The sequence below is a fragment of the Hydrogenophaga sp. YM1 genome (genome assembly GCF_016903055.1).
Classification (GTDB): domain Bacteria; phylum Pseudomonadota; class Gammaproteobacteria; order Burkholderiales; family Burkholderiaceae_C; genus Hydrogenophaga; species Hydrogenophaga borbori.
In genome coordinates this window covers 4,004,043-4,023,417 of the sequence record NZ_CP070223.1, presented here as the reverse complement: position 1 = coordinate 4,023,417, position 19,375 = coordinate 4,004,043, and the positions used below count along the sequence as shown (strand labels likewise).

The 19,375-nt window shown below is 71.5% G+C and carries 19 protein-coding genes; 5 read left to right on the top strand and 14 right to left on the bottom strand.

Going from position 1 to position 19,375, the window contains the following annotated elements; genetic code table 11:
- Positions 1-36: 36 nt before the first annotated feature.
- Both JNX00_RS18910 and ytfE read right to left on the bottom strand, forming a co-directional pair.
- Complete coding sequence (locus JNX00_RS18910) at positions 37-2,319, bottom strand: nitric-oxide reductase large subunit (protein ID WP_204743241.1); 2,283 nt, start codon at positions 2,317-2,319, stop codon at positions 37-39.
- Positions 2,320-2,336: 17 nt separating this feature from the next.
- Positions 2,337-3,014 carry an iron-sulfur cluster repair protein YtfE gene (gene ytfE / locus JNX00_RS18905; protein WP_204743239.1) on the bottom strand — a complete coding sequence of 226 codons (678 nt, stop codon included), beginning with the start codon at positions 3,012-3,014 and terminating at the stop codon, positions 2,337-2,339.
- A 141-nt stretch (positions 3,015-3,155) separates the two neighbouring features.
- Here ytfE and norR point away from each other — a divergent pair, with 141 nt between their 5' ends.
- Positions 3,156-4,706, top strand: coding sequence for a nitric oxide reductase transcriptional regulator NorR (norR, locus tag JNX00_RS18900; RefSeq protein WP_070400743.1), 1,551 nt, complete (start codon positions 3,156-3,158; stop codon positions 4,704-4,706).
- Positions 4,707-4,744: 38 nt separating this feature from the next.
- On the opposite strand, the gene JNX00_RS18895 is transcribed toward norR, so the two are convergent.
- From JNX00_RS18895 to JNX00_RS18885, 3 genes are read right to left on the bottom strand one after another with little or no spacing between them, the layout of a single operon-like run.
- On the bottom strand, positions 4,745-5,053 hold the full coding sequence (locus JNX00_RS18895; protein ID WP_070400742.1) for an aromatic ring-opening dioxygenase subunit LigA: 309 nt from the start codon (positions 5,051-5,053) through the stop codon (positions 4,745-4,747).
- A 34-nt stretch (positions 5,054-5,087) separates the two neighbouring features.
- Complete coding sequence (locus JNX00_RS18890) at positions 5,088-6,056, bottom strand: PDR/VanB family oxidoreductase (protein WP_204743237.1); 969 nt, start codon at positions 6,054-6,056, stop codon at positions 5,088-5,090.
- Between the two features lie 8 nt (positions 6,057-6,064).
- Positions 6,065-7,171 carry an aromatic ring-hydroxylating dioxygenase subunit alpha gene (locus JNX00_RS18885; RefSeq protein ID WP_070400740.1) on the bottom strand — a complete coding sequence of 369 codons (1,107 nt, stop codon included), beginning with the start codon at positions 7,169-7,171 and terminating at the stop codon, positions 6,065-6,067.
- A gap of 120 nt (positions 7,172-7,291) precedes the next feature.
- Here JNX00_RS18885 and JNX00_RS18880 point away from each other — a divergent pair, with 120 nt between their 5' ends.
- On the top strand, positions 7,292-8,260 hold the full coding sequence (locus tag JNX00_RS18880) for a LysR family transcriptional regulator (RefSeq protein WP_204743236.1): 969 nt from the start codon (positions 7,292-7,294) through the stop codon (positions 8,258-8,260).
- Here JNX00_RS18880 and JNX00_RS18875 read toward each other — a convergent pair.
- The 6 genes from JNX00_RS18875 to JNX00_RS18850 form a co-directional block, all read right to left on the bottom strand.
- Positions 8,226-9,518: a TRAP transporter large permease gene (locus JNX00_RS18875; RefSeq protein WP_204743235.1), complete on the bottom strand. Its 1,293-nt coding sequence runs from the start codon at positions 9,516-9,518 to the stop codon at positions 8,226-8,228. The genes JNX00_RS18880 and JNX00_RS18875 overlap by 35 nt on opposite strands.
- Positions 9,515-10,054: a TRAP transporter small permease gene (locus JNX00_RS18870; RefSeq protein WP_204743234.1), complete on the bottom strand. Its 540-nt coding sequence runs from the start codon at positions 10,052-10,054 to the stop codon at positions 9,515-9,517. The genes JNX00_RS18875 and JNX00_RS18870 overlap by 4 nt, the downstream gene beginning before the upstream one ends.
- Complete coding sequence (locus JNX00_RS18865; RefSeq protein ID WP_204743233.1) at positions 10,054-11,070, bottom strand: TRAP transporter substrate-binding protein; 1,017 nt, start codon at positions 11,068-11,070, stop codon at positions 10,054-10,056. Before JNX00_RS18865 ends, JNX00_RS18870 begins: the two co-directional genes overlap by 1 nt.
- A 54-nt stretch (positions 11,071-11,124) precedes the next feature.
- Positions 11,125-11,973 carry an extradiol ring-cleavage dioxygenase gene (locus JNX00_RS18860; protein ID WP_070400736.1) on the bottom strand — a complete coding sequence of 283 codons (849 nt, stop codon included), beginning with the start codon at positions 11,971-11,973 and terminating at the stop codon, positions 11,125-11,127.
- The gene (locus JNX00_RS18855) at positions 11,970-12,686 is read right to left on the bottom strand and encodes a glutathione S-transferase N-terminal domain-containing protein (protein ID WP_204743232.1); all 717 of its coding nucleotides are present in this window, start codon (positions 12,684-12,686) and stop codon (positions 11,970-11,972) included. Before JNX00_RS18855 ends, JNX00_RS18860 begins: the two co-directional genes overlap by 4 nt.
- A gap of 189 nt (positions 12,687-12,875) precedes the next feature.
- Positions 12,876-14,495, bottom strand: a complete 1,620-nt coding sequence (locus JNX00_RS18850) for an MFS transporter (protein WP_070400734.1) — start codon at positions 14,493-14,495, stop codon at positions 12,876-12,878.
- Between the two features lie 345 nt (positions 14,496-14,840).
- Between JNX00_RS18850 and JNX00_RS18845 the strand changes: the two genes are divergently transcribed.
- The 3 genes from JNX00_RS18845 to JNX00_RS18835 all read left to right on the top strand — a co-directional run bounded on the left by JNX00_RS18845 (position 14,841) and on the right by JNX00_RS18835 (position 17,196).
- Positions 14,841-15,242 (top strand): GreA/GreB family elongation factor, encoded by a 402-nt coding sequence (locus JNX00_RS18845; RefSeq protein ID WP_070400733.1) that lies wholly within the window; start codon positions 14,841-14,843, stop codon positions 15,240-15,242.
- Positions 15,243-15,322: 80 nt separating this feature from the next.
- Complete coding sequence (locus JNX00_RS18840; protein WP_070400732.1) at positions 15,323-16,321, top strand: hypothetical protein; 999 nt, start codon at positions 15,323-15,325, stop codon at positions 16,319-16,321.
- Between the two features lie 5 nt (positions 16,322-16,326).
- On the top strand, positions 16,327-17,196 hold the full coding sequence (locus tag JNX00_RS18835) for a hypothetical protein (protein ID WP_204743230.1): 870 nt from the start codon (positions 16,327-16,329) through the stop codon (positions 17,194-17,196).
- Between the two features lie 59 nt (positions 17,197-17,255).
- On the opposite strand, the gene JNX00_RS18830 is transcribed toward JNX00_RS18835, so the two are convergent.
- Genes JNX00_RS18830 through JNX00_RS18820 form a run of 3 tightly spaced genes read right to left on the bottom strand, consistent with a single transcriptional unit; the run spans position 17,256 to position 19,329 of the window.
- Complete coding sequence (locus JNX00_RS18830) at positions 17,256-17,438, bottom strand: DUF2970 domain-containing protein (protein ID WP_070400731.1); 183 nt, start codon at positions 17,436-17,438, stop codon at positions 17,256-17,258.
- Positions 17,439-17,452: 14 nt separating this feature from the next.
- On the bottom strand, positions 17,453-18,715 hold the full coding sequence (locus tag JNX00_RS18825; protein WP_204743228.1) for a cytochrome c: 1,263 nt from the start codon (positions 18,713-18,715) through the stop codon (positions 17,453-17,455).
- On the bottom strand, positions 18,712-19,329 hold the full coding sequence (locus JNX00_RS18820; RefSeq protein ID WP_239478349.1) for a c-type cytochrome: 618 nt from the start codon (positions 19,327-19,329) through the stop codon (positions 18,712-18,714). The genes JNX00_RS18825 and JNX00_RS18820 overlap by 4 nt, the downstream gene beginning before the upstream one ends.
- Between the last annotated feature and the right edge of the window lie 46 nt (positions 19,330-19,375).

The following is a 19,375-nucleotide window of genomic DNA, read 5'->3' as shown; positions in this document are numbered from 1 at the left end:
TCCGCAGGCCGCCGCAGCGGCCCGCGAGCCCGTGCGTCAACCCCGCGCCTCGCTCAGGCGCTGCCCGGCCCGGGCCGGCGCGCCGCTGCGGTCCAGCAGGCCCAGCACCACCTGCAGCGCCAGCGCCACGGCGCCGCCGATGAACACCAGGTCGCCGAAGGTGCGCACCCAGCGCAGCGTCTGCAGCAGCGGCTGCTGCATGAAGGCCTCGCTGCGGGCGTACCACAGGCCCTCGCCCACGCTCGCCATGAACTGGATGAAGCCGATCGGCAGCAGGCTGGTGAAGATCATCAGCACCAGGCCCAGGTTCAGGCCCCAGAAGCCGGCCTTCATCAGCGGCTCGCTGAACACGGTGCGCGGTCGCAGATAGCGCAGCACCATCAGCGTGAAGCCCAGTGCCAGGAAACCATAGACGCCGAACAGGGCCGCGTGCGCGTGCACGGGCGTGGTGTTCAGGCCCTGGATGTAGTACAGCGAGATCGGCGGGTTGATCATGAAGCCGAAGACGCCCGCGCCCAGCATGTTCCAGAAGGCCACGGCGACGAAGCACAGCAGCGGCCACTTCAGGTCGTCCATCCACGGTGCGCGGGTCTTCAGGCGCCAGTTCTCGAAGGCCTCGTGTCCCAGCACGATCAGTGGCACCACCTCCAGCGCGCTGAACGAAGCCCCCACGGCCATGACCGGCGTCGTGGTGCCCGAGAAGTACAGGTGGTGGAAGGTGCCCGGGATGCCGCCCAGCAGGAACAGCGAGGCCGAGGCCAGGCTGGCCGTGGTGGCCATGCGGCGCGACACCAGCCCCATGCTGGAGAAGACGAAGGCCAGGGCCGTGGTGGCGAAGACCTCGAAGAAGCCCTCCACCCAGAGGTGCACCACCCACCAGCGCCAGTACTCCATCACCGACAGGCTGGTGCGCTCGCCGTAGAACAGGCCCGCGCCGTAGAACAGGCCGATGGCGCCGACCGAGGCCGTGAGCAGGGCCAGCAGGTTCTTGTCCTGGCCATCGCGCGCGAACAGCGCGGGCAGCACGCCGCGCAGCATCAGCACCAGCCAGAGCAGGATGCCGACCCACTTGAGGATCTGCCACATCCGTCCCAGGTCCACGTACTCGTAGCCCTGGTGGCCCAACCAGAAGTTCCACTCGGGCGGCATCTTCTGCGCGATGGCCAGGTAGTTGCCGACGAAGGAGCCGACGCAGACGAAGACCAGCGCCCAGAACAGCACGTCCACGCCCAGCTTCTGGAACCTCGGGTCCTTGCCGCCGTTGATGACGGGCGCGAGGAACAGGCCCACCGCCAGGAAGCCGGTGGCGATCCAGAACAGCGCGGCCTGGATGTGCCAGGTGCGCGTGAGCGAGTAGGGGAACCACTGCGACAGGTCAATGCCGTAGAAGCTGCGCTCCACGGTGTAGTGGGCGGTGAAGCCGCCGATGAAGACCTGGAAGACAAACAGCGCGACCACCAGGAACAGGTATTTGCCCAGCGCGCGCTGCGAGGGCGTGAGCGCGAAGGCCGTCAAGGGGTCGCGCGCCGGTGCGGCCGGCAGCGGCTCGTCGTGGTCGCGCAGGAAGGCCCAGGCCCAGACCAGCAGGCCGATGCCGGCCAGCAGGATCACCACGCTGGCGATGGACCAGACCACGTTCTCCTTGCTGGGCACGTTGCCGATCAGCGGCTCGTGCGGCCAGTTGTTGGTGTAGGTCACCTGCGTGCCGGGCCGCTCGGTGGCCGCGGCCCAGGCGGTCCAGAAGAAGAACTGCGTGAGCCGCTCGCGCCGCTCGGCGCTGGGCAGGGTGTTCTCCTTCATCGCGAAGCTCTCGCGGCTCTTGGCCAGCGCGGGCGCGTCGGAGAACAGCTGGTCATAGTAGGCGGCCGTGTGCGCCATGGCCATCGCGCGCCGCTCGCTCACCACCAGCGCGCCATCGGCGCCGACGCCATTGGCGCGGTACTCGGCGCGCAGCTCGGCGCGCAGCGCGCCCTGCAGGCCGGCGTCGAGGTCCGCGTAGGCGCGCCCGTGCCGCTCGCGGGCGGCCAGGTCGAGCCAGGCCGTGAGTTCGCGGTGCAGCCAGTCGGCCGTCCAGTCGGGGGCCTGGTAGGCGCCGTGGCCCCAGATGGAGCCGAGCTGCATGCCGCCCACCGACTGCCAGGCCGTCTGCCCGTCCAGGATGTCCTCTTGTGTGAACAGCGCCTTGCCTCCGGCGGTGCTGACCTGCGCCGGCACCGGCGGCGCCGAGCGGTAGACCTCGGCGCCGAAGTAGCCCAGCAGCGAGAACATGACGATGCACACGCCGATCAGCGCGAACCAGTACTTCTTGTAAATACCCATGAGGCTTCTCCCGTGCGTCAGTGCACGTCCGCCGGCGCGAAGCGCTCGAACAGCACGTTGTTTTCCAGGTGGATGTGGGCGATCAGGTCGTCGCGGAAGGCGACCAGGCCGCTGTAGAGCGCGCGCCAGGTGGTGCAGGCGCCGCGCGGCGGCGTGAAGTCCTGCGTGAGTTCGCTCAGGCGGCGCAGGGCCGCGCCGTGCTCCTCGTGCTCGCCGCGCATCACGCCGATGGGCATGCCACCCATGGCGCCGTGTCCGCGTGCGATCAAGGGGAACAGCACCAGCTCTTCCTTGCGCATGTGGCTCTCCAGTTCTTGGCCCATGGCCATGAGGTGGTCGGCCAGGCCCTGCGGGCAGTCCGCGCGGTCGCCGTGCACCTGCTCGACGCGCCGCGCCAGCCGGATCAGCTCGGGCAACTGCTCGCGGTGCACCGCGTGGTAGCGCGCCAGGATGTGGTCCACCAGCTCGGTGTCGGTGGCCCGGCCCCAGTCGGGCGCCTGGGACGGCGCCTCGCGCGCCTGCAGCGCCAGCAGCTCGGCCGCGATGGCCTCGCCGTCGACGCCGGCGGCCGTGGCCGCCGTGCGCAGCGTGCGGTTGCCCGCGCAGCAGAAGTCGAACCGGTGCGCATCGAACACGCGGGTGGCGCCGGGAATGCGCCGGGCCAACTGGCCCAGGGATTGGTCCATCAGGTCCATGCTTGCTCCTTGGTGAATGGGTCGCCAGGCGATATGCGATCCGCGTGCCAAAAAAATTCCCTTACCAATCAAAGGCTTGGATTGACCTGGGTCAAATCCACCCGGGTCGCGCCACGGTACAAATCACCGCATGGGGTACGAATGACCATCGACACGACGCAACTGCTGCTGCTGACCGACCTGGTGGCCGAGTTGCCGGCCGCGGTGCGCCTGCAGCGTTTGGTGGGCAGCCTGCGCGCGCACTTCGCCTGCGGGGCGGTGGCGCTGCTGCGGCTCGAGCAGGAGCACCTGCGGCCCCTGGCGGTGGACGGCCTGGCCAGCGACGCGCTGGGCCGGCGCTTCGCGCTGAAAGACCATCCCCGGCTGGCGGCCATCCTGGCGCGGCGCGGCGCCACCCGCTTTCCCCACGACAGCGCGCTGCCCGATCCCTACGATGGCCTGGTCGACGGCCACCCCGGCCAGCCCCTGCCGGTGCACGACTGCATGGGCATGGCGCTGGACGTGGAGGGGGAGCGCTGGGGCGTGGTGACGCTGGACGCCTTGGACATCGGCCGCTTCGACGCCCAGGCCCCGCGCGAGCTGGAACAGCTCGCCAGCGCGATCGAGGCGGCGGTGCGCCTCACGCGGCTGGAGGTCGAGGTCCGCGCCCTGCGCACGGCGGGCTGGCCGGCGCCGGCCGGCGCGCGCGCCCACCCGCGCGAGGACAGCGACATCGTCGGCCAGAGCGAGGCCATCGTGCACCTGCTGCACGAGCTGCAGGTGGTGGCCGATTCCGAACTGCCCGCGCTGCTGCTGGGCGAGACCGGCGTCGGCAAGGAGCTGTTCGCGCACCGTCTGCACCAGCTGTCCCGCCGCGCCGGCAAGCCGCTGGTGCACGTCAACTGCGCGGCCTTGCCCGAGTCGCTGGCCGAGAGCGAGCTGTTCGGCCACGCCAAGGGCGCCTTCTCGGGCGCGATGAGCGAGCGGCCCGGCCGCTTCGAGGCCGCCGACGGCGGCACGCTGTTTCTGGATGAGGTGGGCGAGCTGCCGCTGGCCATCCAGGCCAAGCTGCTGCGCACGCTGCAGAACGGCGAGATCCAGCGCCTGGGCACCGACCGGCCGCGGCGCGTGAACGTGCGCGTGATCGCGGCCACCAACCGCCAGTTGCGCGAACTGGTGCGCGAGGGCGCGTTCCGTGCCGACCTCTACCACCGCCTCTCGGTCTACCCCATTCCCATTCCGCCGCTGCGCGAGCGTGGCAACGACGTGCTGCTGCTCGCCGGCCGCTTCCTCGAACTCAACCGCGCCCGGCTGGGGCTGCGCAGCCTGCGCCTGTCCGCCGACGCCGACGCGGCGCTGCGCCGCTACCGCTGGCCCGGCAATGTGCGCGAACTGGAGCACGTGATCAGCCGCGCGGCGCTCAAGGCGGTGAGCCGGGGCGCCGACCGCCGCGGCATCGTCACCCTGGAGCCGGACATGCTGGACCTCGACGAGGGGGACGCGCCGGCGCAGGACCGCGCCGCGCCGGGCGCCAGCGCCGCGCCGCTGCCCGCGCTGGCGCCGCTGCACGAGATGGTGGCGGCCACGCAGCGGCAGGCCATCCAGCAGGCGCTGGTGCTGCACGGCGGCAACTGGGCCGCCGCGGCCCGTGCGCTGGACCTGGACGCCAGCAACCTGCACAAGCTGGCCCGCCGGCTCGGGCTCAAGGCCTGAGCGCCAAGGCCCCGCGGGGGCCTCGCGGTGAACGCGCCCTAGCAGTGCTCGCCCACCGCCTTGTAAATGCCCGCGCGCACCGGGCCATGCTCACGCAAGCCGGTGCGCATGGCTTCCAGGTAGGCGTTCCAGTCGTAGCCGGCGGCGGCGGCGAAGTGCATCAGCAGCTGTCCGTTGACACCGAGCACGTACAGCAGGCCGATGTCGGGCTGCTGCAGGGCCTGCGTCTCTTGCGGATCGAGCTCGTAGGCCGACAGGTACTCGTCCGGCGCCGAGCGGAACCGCTGCAGCGCCTGCGGGCTGCGGTTGAGTTCGTAGATCACCTTCTGCACGCCATAGAGGCTCATCGTCTTCTCCGGTTCGGGCGGCGGCGCCGGGACCTCACAGGTCCAGCACGAGCCGCGGGGAACGGGCCCGCGACACGCAGATGACCATCGAGCGGCCCGCGTCGCGCTCCTCCTGCGACAGCACGTAGTCGTGGTGCTCGATCTCGCCCTCAAGGACCGTGGTCTCGCAGGTGCGGCACAGGCCCTCCCGGCACGAGCACGGAACGCCGATGCCATGGGCTTCCAGCACGTCCAGGATGCTTTGGTTCTGCGGCACCTGCAGGCGCAGGCCGCGCCGGCGCAGTTCGACCTCGAAGGCGCCGCCGGGACCCGCCGCTTCGGCGCCGGGCGCGGGCGCCGAGAAGTACTCGAAGTGCAGGCGCTCGGGCGGCAGGTGCGCGCCCTGGGTCCGCACGGCGTCCATCAGCGCGCTCGGCCCGCAGCAGTAGACGTGCTGGCCCTCGCGCACATCGGCCAGGGCCTCGCGCACGTCCAGCGCCGCCCCGCCGCACAGGGCGTCGAAGTGGAAGCGCACCGCGGCGCCGTGCTGGCCCAGGGTGTCATAGAAGGCCGCGCGTTGCGGGCTGCGGGCGGCATACACCAGCCGCCAGGGGCGCTGGTGCGCGATGCACCAATGCACCATGGACATGATGGGCGTGATGCCGATGCCCCCCGCCACGAACAGGTAGCTGTCCAGGTCCGGGTCCAGCCGGAAGTGGTTGCGCGGCGCGCTGGTCTCCAGGCGATCGCCGCAGCGCAGGCTGCGGTGCACGAACGCCGAGCCGCCCCGGCTGGCCGGCGACAGGCCCACGCCGATGACGTAGCGATCGCGCTCGCGGCAGTCGTTGCTGATCGAGTAGTGGCGCACCAGGCCGCCGGGCAGCCGGATTTCCAGGTGCGCCCCGGGCTCGAAAGCGGGCAGCGGGGCGCCCTGCGGGTCCCGCAGCTCCAGCAGCAGCACGCCGCAGGCCTCGGCCCGCACGTCGCTGACCTGGAGCACCAGGCCGTCCTTCTGATTCGACATCGCGCGCCTCAGGCCGTGGCCCGCTGGGACACCGGCATGGCCACCGGCTGGGCCGCGGACTTCGCTGCCTGCTGCTCGGCCTTCACGCGCTCATCGAACACCCAGCGGAAGTGCGACAGCGCCGCGTCGGCACCGATCGCCAGCATCTTGAAGTCAGGGTCGGCGTCGAGCAGCTTCTGCTGCCCTTCGATGAAGGCCTTGTCCTCCATGAAGCCTTCCTCGATGCTGTTGCGCAGCGAGCGCGCGATGTTGGGGTCGTCGAGGTCGAAGTCGTGCAGGTAGTTCCAGAAGAAGTGGGTGCTGCGCCGCGTCTCCGGGGTCATGAACTGGCAGTTGCAGTAGCTGCGCGCGCCTTCCTTGTTGCCGTCCTTGAGGCCGCTGCCGGCCGGCGCGAAGGTGGTGTAGAGGAAAAACATGCCGGGGATCTGCATGTGGCCGATGTTCTTGCGGTCCACCTTGTCCGTCTTGTTCGGGATGACCTTGCGGTGATAGGGCGGCGGGTCCGAATCCAGGTGCCAGCGCTCTACGCGAAAGCCGTCCTCCAGCCGCTCGATGGCCACCGGCTTGGTCTTGTAGGCGTATTCCTCCGAGCCGCCCAGCGTATTCGTGTGCACGAAGGCCAGGTGCGCGAAGTCGCTGAGGTTGTCGACGATCAGCATCCAGTTGGCGTCGTAGTGCATGTAGTCGGGGATGCCGCGCCAGGCCGGGTCGCGCATGGCCGGGAAGTCCACGATCTTGGCCGGATCGGCCTGGTCCTCGTCGCCCATCCAGATCCACACGATGCCGTCGCGCTCGACCACCGGGTAGCTGCGCACGCCGAGCTTGGGCGGCACCCGTTCCTGGCCCGGGATCTCGATGCACTTGCCGGACGGGTCGAACTTCATGCCGTGGTACATGCAGCGCAGGCAGTCGCCCTCGATGCGCCCCAGGTCCAGCGGGGCGGCCCGGTGGCAGCAGCGATTGTCCAGCGCCACGACACGACCGCTGTCGCCGCGGTACAGCACGACCGGCACCTCCAGCAGCGTTCGCGCCAGCTTCCTGCCGTCGATGAGGTCGTGCGACCACGCCGCGACGTACCAGCAGTTCATGAGAAAAATCCCGTCCTTGTGTGCCATTGCTTCTCCTGATGTGGGGTTGATCCAAGCGTTTGGATGGCGCCGAGATTAGGGTTCGCCAGCCCTGGCATCTACGGGGTCTCGGTGGACACACTGTCCCCTGCGCTGGACAATCGACCCATGACGAGCAACTGGGACGACTACGACCTCTTCTGCCACGTGGTCGAGCACGGCAACTTCTCCGCGGCGGCGCGCGCGCTGGACCGCCCCAAGTCGAGCCTGAGTGCGGCGGTGATCCGCCTCGAAACCTCGCTGCAGGCGCGCCTGCTGGAGCGCACCACGCGCCGGCTGCGCATGACGGAAGCCGGCGAAGCGCTCTTCCATGGCATGGGGCCGCTGTTTGCCGCGCTGCGCGAGGCCCACCTCGCGGCCCTCGAGCAGCGGCAGGGCGTGAGTGGCACGCTGCGCATCGCTGCGCCCTACGAGTTCGGCGCCGAGCACCTGGCGCCGGTGGTGTGCGCGATGATGGATCGCTACCGGCAGCTGCGCATCGAACTCGACGTGCACCATGCCTCGCTCAATCCGCTGGAGCAGGGCCACGACCTGGCGTTCGCGATGCTGGAGTCGGCCTTGCCGGCCTCGAACATCGTGGTGCGCCGGGTGATGTCGCTGGAGCGAAAGCTCTACGCCGCGCCCGCGCTCATCAAGGCCCACCGCTCGCCCAGCACGCCGCGGCAGCTGGCCAAGATGCCCATGCTGGCGGGCCTGAGCGACACCGAGTGGCGCTTCCGGGGCCCCGATGGCGGCACTGAGAGCATCACCCTGCAGTCGCCCCGCTTGGTCAGCGGGAACGCCGACGTGCGGCTGCAGGCGGCCATCGCCGGCCACGGCGTGCTGCGGGTGGCCGAGCCCTTCGCCACGCCCGCCATCGGCGCGGGCCTGCTGCAGCGCCTGCTGCCGGACTACAGCTGCGACCCGCTGCGCGTGTATGCCCTGTTGCCGGCCAAGCGCCTGATGCCGGAGAAGGTGCGGCTGTTCCTCGAGATGCTGGAGCAGCAGGTGCGACAGGACGTGACCGGCCGGGGCAGCCTCATGGGCTGGACCAGCCGGCGGCTCATAGGCGCAGCGCCTGAGGCAGCCACAAGGTGATGGCGGGCAGGGCGATCAACAGGCCCAGCCGCACCAGGTCCACCAGCACGAAAGGCATGACGCCGCGCCAGATGGCGCCCGTCGGCACTTCCGGCAGCATGCTGCGCAGCACGAAGACGTTCATGCCCACGGGTGGCGTGATCAGGGAGATCTCGGCGACGCAGACGATCAGCACGCCGAACCAGACCGGGTCCAGGCCCATGTGCGTGATCAGCGGAAAGAAGATCGGCACCGTGAGCAGGATCATCGACAGGGTTTCCATCGCCGCGCCGAGCACCACGTAGATCAGGCAGATGCCCACCACTACCATGAGGGGCGACAGCCCCAGGCCCATGACCGCGTCGCGCAGGTCGGTGGGCATGGTGGTGTAGTTGATGAAGTTGGCGAACAGCGAGGCGCCGATCAGGATGGTGAAGAGCATGGCCGAGGTGCGGCCCGATTCGCCCAGGATCTCGATGAGCCGACCCCAGGACAGGGTGCGCCGCAGCGCGGCGAACAGCAGGCCGCCCATGGCGCCCACGCCGGCGGCCTCGGTGGCGGTGAACAGCCCGCCGTACAGGCCCCCCATGACGACGCCGAACAGCAGCAGCACCGCCCACACCTTGCGCAGCGCCTGCCAGCGCTCGCGCCAGGGCGTGTGCTCGCCCGGCGGGCCCAGTTCGGGCGAGCGGGCCGTGACCACCGCCGCGGCCACCATGTACAGCGCCATCGCCAGCAGGCCCGGCAGCAGGCCGGCGGCGAACAGGGCGCCGATGCTCTGCTCGGTCATGATGCCGTAGATGACCAGGATCACGGACGGCGGAATCAGGATGCCCAGGGTGCCGCCGGCGGCGATGGTGCCGGACGCGAAGGAGTCGGCGTAGCGGTAGCGCCGCATCTCGGGCATGGCCACCCGGGCCATGGTGGCCACGGTGGCGAGTGAGGAGCCGCAGATCGCGCCGAAGCCTGCGCAGGACACCAGCGTCGACAGCGACAGCCCGCCGCGGCGGTGCCCGAAGAAGGCGAACGAGGCGCGGAAGAGTTCGCGCGACATCCCGGCCTGCGTCACGAGCTGGCCCATGAGGATGAACAGCGGCACCACCGACAGGGTGTACTTGGCGACGTCCAGCACCTCCGTGGTGGCCGAGGCGCCGGCCGCCGGCCAGCCGCGCATGAAGCCCATACCCACCACGCCCACGATGCCCATGGCGAAGGCCAGCGGCACGCGCAGGAACATCAGCAGGAAGAGGCCCCCGAACCCGAGCATGGCTTCGTTCATGGCGTGGCCTCCGGTGGGGTGTCGTCGATGGAAGGGGCGGGCGCGAACGCCAGGCCCAGGTGCATCGCGGCCGTCAGCAGCAGCAGCGCCGCGATCGCGTAGTGGAAGTTCGCCAGCCCGATGGACAGGATGGGCGTGGTGTCGCCGTACGAGGCGGTGCGGGCCGCCCGCGCGAACAGCAGCACGCCGATGCCGGCGAGGATCGCCGCGCAGCACAGGTCGGCGAGCCGGGACTGCAGGTGCTTCAGGCGGGCGGGCAGCCAGGGATCGAACAGGTCGAACAGCACGTGCTCGCCTTGGAGGGAGGCCAGCGGCAGCCCGGCGAACACCGTCACGAGCATCAGCAGCTCGACCAGTTCCACGACACCGGGCAGGCCGATGCCGAGCAGCTTGCGCGCGACCACGTCGGCGCATTGCAGCAGCATCATGGCGAAGATCGCGGCGGCCACCGTCCAGGTCAGCAGCGTCTGGATCCGCGCCGTGACCGCGATCCGTGGGGCGGGCGCGGCCGCCGGCGCGGCGGGGCTCGCGAGCATCAGCGCTGCTGCTTCGCGATTTCGGCGCGAAGCTCCTGCAGGACCTGGGCCGCGTTCGGCAGGCCCTTCTGTTTCGCCGCGTCCACCCATTGCTGCTCCAGCGGCGCGGTCTTCTGCCGGATCGCCTCGATCAGCGCTGGCGAGGAGGGCGAGGAGTCCACGCCGATGGCGTCCAGCGCGGCACGGCCGCGCTGGTCGGCGGCGTCCCACTCGCGGCCGATGCGCCGGGCCAGCGGTTCGCCCGACAGCTTCTCGATGGCCGCGCGGTCGGCGGCGGGGAGCCGGCCCCAGGTGCCTTCGTTCATGAACATCGCGAAGCTGGTGTTGTAGAGGCCGCCCGGGATGTTCGTGCGGTACTTGATGAACTTCTCCAGGCGGTACACGGGCACGGATTCGGCCGGAAAGAAGACGCCGTCGACCACGCCGGCCGACATCAGCTCGTAGGACTCCACCGAGGGCTTGAGGATGGCGCTGGCGCCCAGGGCCTGGGCCACGTCCTTGACCATGCCCCCGCCCACGCGGAACTTCAGGCCGCCGAGGTCCGCGAGGGTCTTGATCGGGCGCTTGGACAGGTAGATGTCGGCCGGCCCGTGCGTGAAGACCGAGAGCACCTTCAGGCCCTTGTGCTCCTTCGCGAAGGCGTCGTGGCGCTCGAAGATGCGCTGGTAGGCGACGGAGGTGATCTCGGCCGAGTGGCCCAGGAAGGGCAGTTCGGCCACCGAGGTCAGCACGAAGCGGCCCGGCGTGTAACCGTGGATGCCGAAAGACAGGTCGGCGAGCCCGTCGCGCACCGCGTCGAAGGTGGCGGCCGGGCCCGCCACCGGCTTGGGCAGGATGTTGCAGCTCACGCGCTTGTCCGTGGCCTGGGCCACGTCGTCGCACCACTGGCTGACGGCCTTCATCACGGGATGGGTCTGCGGCACGAACATCGAGGTCGTGAGCACCGTCTGCGCCGACGACAGCAAGGGCACCAGGGCCAGTGCGAGCAGCAGCGTGCGAGGGGTCGCCAATTTCATGGTGTTGTCTCCTGGAGAAAGCGGCACGGCTGTGCCTCGTGGGGGAAAGGGTCGTCAGGCCAGCGCGGCGGTCGCGGCCTCTTCGCCCGTGGCCATCACGCCGATGGAGCAGCCGCAGGCGAAGATGGGGATGGGCTCGTAGCACCAGACCTCGCCGGTGTGGCCTGCGCAGGCGCCGGCCACGGCGATGAAGGTGCGGATCTCGTAGCCGCCCTGGCCGCCGTCGCGCTGGGTCTCTTCGTCGGTGTAGGCGCACAGGGCCTCGCGGTCGTTGCGCGTCCAGCGCGCCAGGAACTCGCGGTCCCAGGCCTCGTTGATGCGCCCGGAGTCCGGCGTGCAGGGCCAGTGCGAGATGCCGCCGGTGCCGATCAGGGCGACGCGCGCCGGCATGGCGTCGGCGGCGCGCCGGATGGCCTCGCCGAGCGCGTAGGCGCGCTGCAGCGGCGCCAGCGGGGGGCCCTGGCAGTTGATGTTGACCGGAATGATGGGCAGGTCGTTCTGCGGCACCAGGTGGTGCAGCGGCACCATGATCCCGTGGTCCAGCTTCCACTCCTCGCAGAAGCTCAGGTCCACCGTGGCCGACATGCCTTCGATCAGCTGCAGCGAGAGCGCGCTGTTGCCGGGCACGCGGCGGCGCGCAATGCCCAGCCACTCGGGGTCCTCGATGGGGCCTTCGTAGTGGTCGGCCATGCCGACTGCGAAAGCCGGCATGTTGTTCATGAAGAAGTTGGCGAAGTGTTCGGCGGCGATCACCACCAGCACGTCGGGCCGGCTCGCGCGCAGCGCCTCGCGCTGGGCCTGGTAGGCCGCTTCCAGCCGCGCGAGTTGCCGGGGGTCGGCGCGATCGCGCCGCGCGGTGATGCCGGGGCCATGGCTGCAAACGCCCGCGAAGACGAGGCTCATGCCAGGTCCACCAGAGGCGCATCGGCGCCCGCCATCTCGGCCGGCAGGTCGTAGGCGCGCACGCCGCGTTCGCGGGCCACCACGCGGCGCACGGCGCCGCGTTGCCAGACCCGCTGCGCCAGGGCGCGGTAGCGGGGCCGGGGCGGCATCTCGCCGCTCAGCCGCTCGTCGAAGCTCCAGAGGTAGAACACAAAGAGGTAGGCATCGACCGCGCTGAAGGCATCGCCCAGCGCATAGGGCGTGTCGCCCAGGCGCCGCTCCACCGTCTGCAGCGCGCGCGCCAGGCGCTCGTGGCCCTGGGCGCGCACGGCCTCCACCACCTCGGGGTGGTCGCCGCCGTAGCCCTGCGGACGGAAGACCGAGCGGTAGGCGGCGTGCAGGCTGCTGGAGATGAAGTTCATCCACTCGTGGGCCCGCGCCCGCGCCAGCGTGCCGGGCCGCGGCAGCAGTTCGCGCTCGGGGACCAGGTCGGCCAGGTAGCTCAGCAGGGCCTGCGACTCGGTGAGGATCTGACCGTCGATGGACAGGGCGGGCACCGTGCCGCTGGGGTTGAGCTGCAGGTACTCGGGGCGAAGGTGTTCGCCAGTGCGGATGTTGACGGAGCGGGTGGCGTAGGGGAGCCCGGACTCCTCCAGCACGATGTGGGGCGCCAGGGAGCAGGCCTTGGGGCTGTAGTAGAGGATGAGCTCGGGGGGAAAGGGTGGGGCGTTCATGGGGTGGTGGCGTCGGCTGCGGGCGCAGTTTTATGGAGGGGGCCGGCCGCGATAAGGGGGGCGGACGTGGACAAACTGTCCACCCACTTGGACAATGCCCACGCTCCCTGCGGTGCACCCGCGCCCGGTAGCGCGCGGCGGGGTGGCGCTGGCCTCGCCCCCGGACCAGCGCATTCGGCCTTTGCGGCGTCAGCCGCCCCGGACCGTCGTTTCCATGAGATTGCGCGTGACGCGCGGCGGCTCCAGGCCGATGTGGAAGGCCAGCCGGCGGTCGCGCAGGTCGACGTCGGAGGCGGTGGAGCGGTCGAAGCGGCGCAGGTGGTCCGTCCACGACTCGTCCACGATGACCTCGACGAAACGCCCGGGCTTGTTGATGTCGTGCAGCAGCTCCCAGGACAGCGCGCCCTGGCGCAGGCGGCTGCGCCGGCTCTCGTTGAACATCAGGTCGCGGAATTCCTTGGCGCGCGCCGGGTCGATCAGGTACTCGATGGTCAGCATGATGTGACCCCGCTGGGGCGGCGACTCGACGCTGGTCGCCGTGGTGAGCACGCGCTGGGGCGTGAGGTCGCCCTCCGGGCCGCGGTCGGGCATCCAGCGGTTGGCCAGGGCCATGGCCACCCAGCCGCTCGCGGCCGCGATGCCCAGGGCCACGGACAGGCTGGTCCAGGTGGCGATCTGGCCCCACAGGGCGGCGCCGCTGGCGCTCGCGCCCATGATGGACATCTGGTAGATCGACATGCCGCGCGCGCGCACCCAGTCGGGCAGGCCCATCTGGATGGACACGCTCAGGGTGTTGGCGGTGGTGATCCAGGCCGCGCCGCCGAAGAACATGGCGGGCACGGCCACCCAGACGCGGTCGGTCAGGGCCATCACCGCCATGGCCGCGGCCTGCAGCAGCGCGCCGCGCAGCACCAGCGCGTCGCGCGCGTAGCGGCGACGCAGGCGCGGTAGGAAGAAGGTCGACACGATGGCCCCCGCGCCCATGGAGGCCAGCAGCAGCGTGAAGGTGCCCGCGCCGCCGCCCTGCATGCCGCGCGCCAGCAGCGCCAGCAGGGCCAGCAGCGCGGTGGAGTGGAAGAAGAAGATGCAGATGCGCAGCAGCACGCCCTTGAGCAGGTAGGACTGCGACACGTACTGCCAGCCCACGCGCATGGCCGTGCCCAGCCGCTCGCGCCCGAGCGGGTGGGGCTTGTGCTCGCGGTGCCAGCGCGCGATGCCCGCCGCGGCCACCAGCGAGAGCACCGCGTTGAGCAGGAAGACCCAGGCGCTGCCCGCGCCCGCGATCAGCGCGCCGGCCACCAGCGGGCCGATGATGCGCGAGGCGTTCATGGCCACGCCATTGAGGGCCAGCGCCGCCGGCAGCTGCGGGCGCGGCACCAGCTCCGGCACGATGGCCGAGAACACCGGCCAGCGCATCGCGAAGCCGATGCCGTTGGCGAAAGTCAGCGCCAGCAGCAGCAGCGGCGACATCACGCCGAAGAAGACGAAGCCGCTGAGTACCATGGCCACCACCGCCACCCAGAGCTGCGTGACCAGGTAGTAGCGCTTGCGGTCGAGGTTGTCGGCCAGCGCCCCGCTGGGCAGGCCGAGCAGGAACACCGGCAGGGTCGAGGCCGTCTGCACCAGCGCCACCCAGATGGGGGTGGTGGTCAGCGAGGTCATCATCCACGCCGCCGCCACGTCGTTCATCCACATGCACAGGTTGGCCACCAGCCAGGTGCTCCACAGCAGGCGGAACACGGGCAGGCGCAGGGGGGCGATGGGGGAGAGGCTGTCGTCGGTGGCGGGCATGCGGGGACGCGAGGGCATGCGGAGACCGCCGAGCCTACCGCAGTTCAACCCCGCACTCACGTGCGACATTGCGCGGCCCGTTTGACGCCCCGCCGCCCCTTGCCTAGACTCGCCGCATGCCTTCTCGCCGGATCCACGCCCATTCGCATCGCGCCACCGCGCGTGTGCTGCCGTGCGCGCGTCACATCCAGGGCCCTTCTACGGCTCTGCGCGGCCACCGACTGCTGGCCGCACATTCCTCCGCCCGGCGATAACCCTTCCCCCTCGAACGCACACCTTCCATCGCCGGGCCCAGCAGCCAGTGCGATCCCTGCCGCGCGCCTGTTCCTTTTTTCTGGCGTCGGCGACCCGAAGGAGCCGTTCATGTCTTCCATCGTCCGCAGTGAGTGTGTTCTCACCGAGCTGGACCACGCGCGCCTGAGCAAGCTGCAGGACACCGCGCGTGGCGGTGCCCTGGCCGATCTCCTGGCCGAGGCCGATCTGGTGCCCTCGCAGCGCGTGCCCGCCGATGTGGTCACCATGTATTCGCAGGTGCTCGTGCGCGACCACGCGTCGGGCGAGGTGCGCAAGCTGACGCTGTGCTACCCGGGCGACGCCGAGCCCGACGCGGGCTTCATCTCCGTGCTGTCTCCCATGGGCGCCGCGCTCATCGGGCGGCGCGTGGGCGAGCGCGTGCGCAGCGCGCTGCCCGCCGGGCTGGAGCGTGAGATGACCCTCGAGGCCATCCTGTTCCAGCCCGAAGCCAGCGGCGACTACAGCACCTAGGCGCGCCCACCGCGCCTTCCCCCTTGTTGGCCGACGGTGGCGTGTCCACCGGGTTGGGCCCTGCCTGGGAGTTACCTGCCATGAAATTCTCTTCCCTCATTGCCTGGGACGACGCGGCCCTGCGCGAGTCGCTGCCCGCCAGCGCCAGCGCTGGCGCCACGGACGACCGCGCGCAACGGGGTGCGCGCGCGAACGACACGGTCGCGCCGCCCTGGCTGCTGGTGCTGACCACCCTGTCGGCGGTCACCGGCGACCACCTGGCGAAGGTGGCGCGCGCGGCGGCGGAACTGGGCGTGGGGCTGCGGCTCGCGTACTACGCGGGCGAGCAGCCCATCGGCCTGCTCGATCCTCTGGCGCGGCTGGCGCAGCGCGCGCGCTTCGTGCGCCGCCAGCACGGCATTGGCGTCGAGGTGGTGGCCCACGAGGTGCGCAGCCGCTACCAGCTGCTGCGGCTGTCGCGCGCCGCCGGCCTGACCTGCCTGCTGGACGCCAACGAACGGCCACGGCGCTCGCGCCTCGGGCCCGACCTGCTGTCGCTGCTGCTGCGCGAGGGCCAGGGGCCGCTGTGGGTGGTGAACGCTTCGGACACCGCCCCGGCGGCGCCGCTGTGCTGTTTCGCGCGCACGGCGCCGCTGGGGCGCGAGCGCGATCTGATGCGTTGGTCGCGGGTGTTCGCCCAGGGGCGCGCGGTGCAGCTGGTGCACGTGCTGCAGACCGCGGTGTCACCGCCCGATTCGGGGGACGCCGCCGAGCTGACGGTGTTCGACCACGTCTTCCGGCAGCTGCGCCTGCAGGCCTTCCAGGCGCTGGACACCTTGTCGCGGCCGCTGCGCGAGGCCGGCTGCGAGACCACCTTCACTGTGCTCGCGGGCGATGTCGAGCAGCAGCTGCGCCAGCACCTGCGCGCCACGCGGCCCGCGATGGTGCTCATCGGTCACCGCTGGCGGCCGTGGTCGGTGGGCGCGGCGCGCTCGCGCGTGCAGGGCATCGGGGAGCAGGGCGCCGACGCCCTGGTGGTGCCGCTGCCGCGTGGCGCCTGGTGGTCCTGGGTCGCGCGCGCGATCGGCTGGCGGGGGTGATGGCCATGGAACTCTCCAAAGCCTTCGTGAAGGCCAAGAACCCCTGCGCCGACGGTTTTCGCTGGTTCCTGCGCCACCGCCCGCAGGGCGAGGACTACCAGCCGCTGCTGGACGCGCTGGTGGCCGACGGTCGTGTCGACGACGCCTGCTGGCTGCTGGCGCAATTCGGCCCCACCAGCGCGGTGCTGCAACTCGACGAGCTGTCCTGCGAGTCCATCGTGTTCGCGGGCGCCATCGAGGTGCGCGGTGGCATCGACGCCGGCGCGCGCGTGCGCGCCGGCCGGGGCATCCGCGCGGGCGGCGACATCCGGGTCGGGCGCGAGCTGGTGGCGGGCGAGACCATCGCGGCCGGCGGTGTGGTCGAGGCCACCACCCTGGAGGCCGGCGGCGACCTGCTGGCCGGCGCCGCGGTCATCGAAGGTGCCCTGCGCGCGGGTGGCCAGCTGCGGATCGCGCGCGACCTGGTGTGCCGCCGCGACCTCGACGTGGGCGCGCAGGCCAGCGTCGGCGGCGTGCTGGTGGTGGAGGGCGAGGTGCGCGTGGCCCGCAGCCTGCGCGTGCGCGGCACGCTGCGCGCGGGCGGCGGCGTGCGCGCGGGCGATGGCGTGCTGGTCGATGGCGCGATCGACTGCGGCTCGCACCTCGACGCGGGCTGGGGCATCAAGGCCGGTGGGCCCATCACCGCGCGCGGCGCGATCCGCGCCGGCGAAAGCCTTTGCGCCGATGGCGAGATCGTGGCCGGCGCGGGCTATGGCGTGTACGCCGGTCTGTGCGTGCAGCGCGAAGACTGGGCCGGCAGCGCGCGCGTGGTCGCCACCGAGCGGCCGGCCGAGCTGTTGAGCGGTTGCTGGGTCGGCCCGGCCGTGCTGGCCTGAGCGCGGCGGCACGGGCGGGGACCGCCCGAGCGCGCCCGTGCGGCGCGAAGCGGGCCGCCTCAGCTGAGCGCGCCCGGCGCCTGCAGGGCGATGAAGGCCAGCGTGCCGAGGAAGACCAGCACCAGCACGAAGGCCACGGCAATCAGCACCAGCGGGTGATCGCTCGGCGCCTCCAGCCGGCTGCGCCGCGCCACGCCAATCAGGCCCCACAGCACGGTCTTGATTTCGCGGGTGATGCTCATGGCGGGGCGCTCCTTCAACGGACCTTCTGCACGTCCAGCGGCAGCACGCGCGAGGCGGTGTTGCCCCAGGCGCCGCGCACGTAGCTGGCCAGCGCCGCGATCTCGGCGTTCGACAGCTCCTGCCCGAAGGGCGGCATGCCATAGGGCCGGGGGTTGCCGGGCGTGCTGGGCGGGAAGCCGCCGCTCACGATCACGCGCACCAGGTTCGCGCTGGAGGCCATGGTCACCGTGCGGTGCCCGGCCAGCGAGGGGAACTCGGGCGCGGCGCTGGTGCCGTTCTCGCCGTGGCATTGCGCGCACTTGGCCTCGTACAGGCGCTGGCCGAGCACCAGCACCTGGGGCTCGGCCCGCTCCGTGTCGGGTGCGGCCGGCGCCACCACGGGCAGCGACTTCAGGTAGGTGGCCATGGCGTTCAGGTCCGCCTCGTCCAGGTGGCGGGTGCTGCCGGCCACCACGTCGGCCATGGGGCCCAGGGTGGCGCCGCGCGCGCTGTGGCCGTCGCGCAGCAGGCGCACCACCTCGGCCAGCGGCCAGTCCTGCACGCCGGCTTCCTGGGGCGAGGCCAGCGAGGGCGCGTACCAGCCCTGCATGGGGATCTGTCCGCCGCTGAAGTCGGGCTCGTTCGCGGTGGCGCCCAGCGCGTTGCGCGGCGCGTGGCAGGCCATGCAATGGCCCAGGCCCAGGGTCAGGTAGGCGCCGCGGTTCCACTCGGCCGACTGCGTGTTGTCCGGGCGGAAGGGCTCGGGCGAGAAGAACAGCGTGCGCCAGGCCACCAGCGCGGTCTGCGTGCCGTAGGGGAAGCGCAGGTCGTGCACGCGGTTGGGCGCGCGCACCGGCGGCAGGCTCATCAGGTAGGCGTGCAGGGCGTCGCTGTCCTCGCGCGTCACGCGGGCGTAGTCGGGGTAGGGGAAGGCGGGGTAGAGCAGGCGGCCGTCGCGCGACTGGCCGTGGTGCAGGGCGCGCCAGAAGTCGTCGGCGTTCCAGCGGCCGATGCCGGTGTCGGCGTCGGGCGTGAGGTTGGAGGCGTACACCGTGCCGAAGGGCGTGGCGATGCCCAGGCCGCCGGCGTAGGCCGCGCCGCCGCGCTCGGTGTGGCAGGCCGCGCAGTTGCCGGCCCTGGCCAGATAGGCGCCGCGCTCCACGAGCTCGGCGGTGACCGGCACCGCCGGCCCGGGTTCGATGGGCAGCAGTGTGGTGGCGCGGTTCACCCAGAGGGTGACCGCGCCGAGCAGGACCAGCAGCACCCCGGCGGCGATGAGCAGGCGGCGCTTGTTCATGGCAGCACCTCCGCGCTGCCGCAGCGCATGGGCCAGGGGTTCGGCGCGGCGCTGGCCGGCGCGGGCCCGCCCGTGACGGGCTGCGAGGACAGCCACACCGCCATCGCGCTCACGTCCTCGGGGCTCAGGCGGCGCGCGATCTCGCCCATGCAGTCGGGCGCGCTGGCCTGGCGCTGGCCGTTGCGCCAGGCGCCGAACTGGCCCAGCAGGTAGTCGCGCGGCAGGCCCAGCAGGCCGGGCATGGCGGGCTGGATGCCGGTCATCGCGGCGCCGTGGCAGGACGCGCAGGCGGGGATGCCCAGGGCCGGGTCGCCCTGGCGCACCAGTTGCTCGCCGCGCGCCAGCACGGCCGGCGGCGCGCCGGTGGTCTGCGGCGCGGGGTAGGGCAGGTCCAGCCCGGCGAAGTAGTCGGCGATCTCGCGCAGGTAGGCGTCGGACATGTGGTCGACCAGGTAGGTCATGGTCGGGTTGATGCGCCGGCCCGCGCGGAAATGCTGTAGCTGGTTGTAGAGGTAGCCCGCGGGCTTGCCCGCGATGCGCGGGAAGTAGCCCTGGTTGGTGGCGCGGCCGTCCTGGCCATGGCAGGCCACGCAGGCCAGCATGCGCCGCGCCATCGGGTCGGTGGGCAGGGTCTCGGCGGCCTGGGCGGCCAGCCCGGGC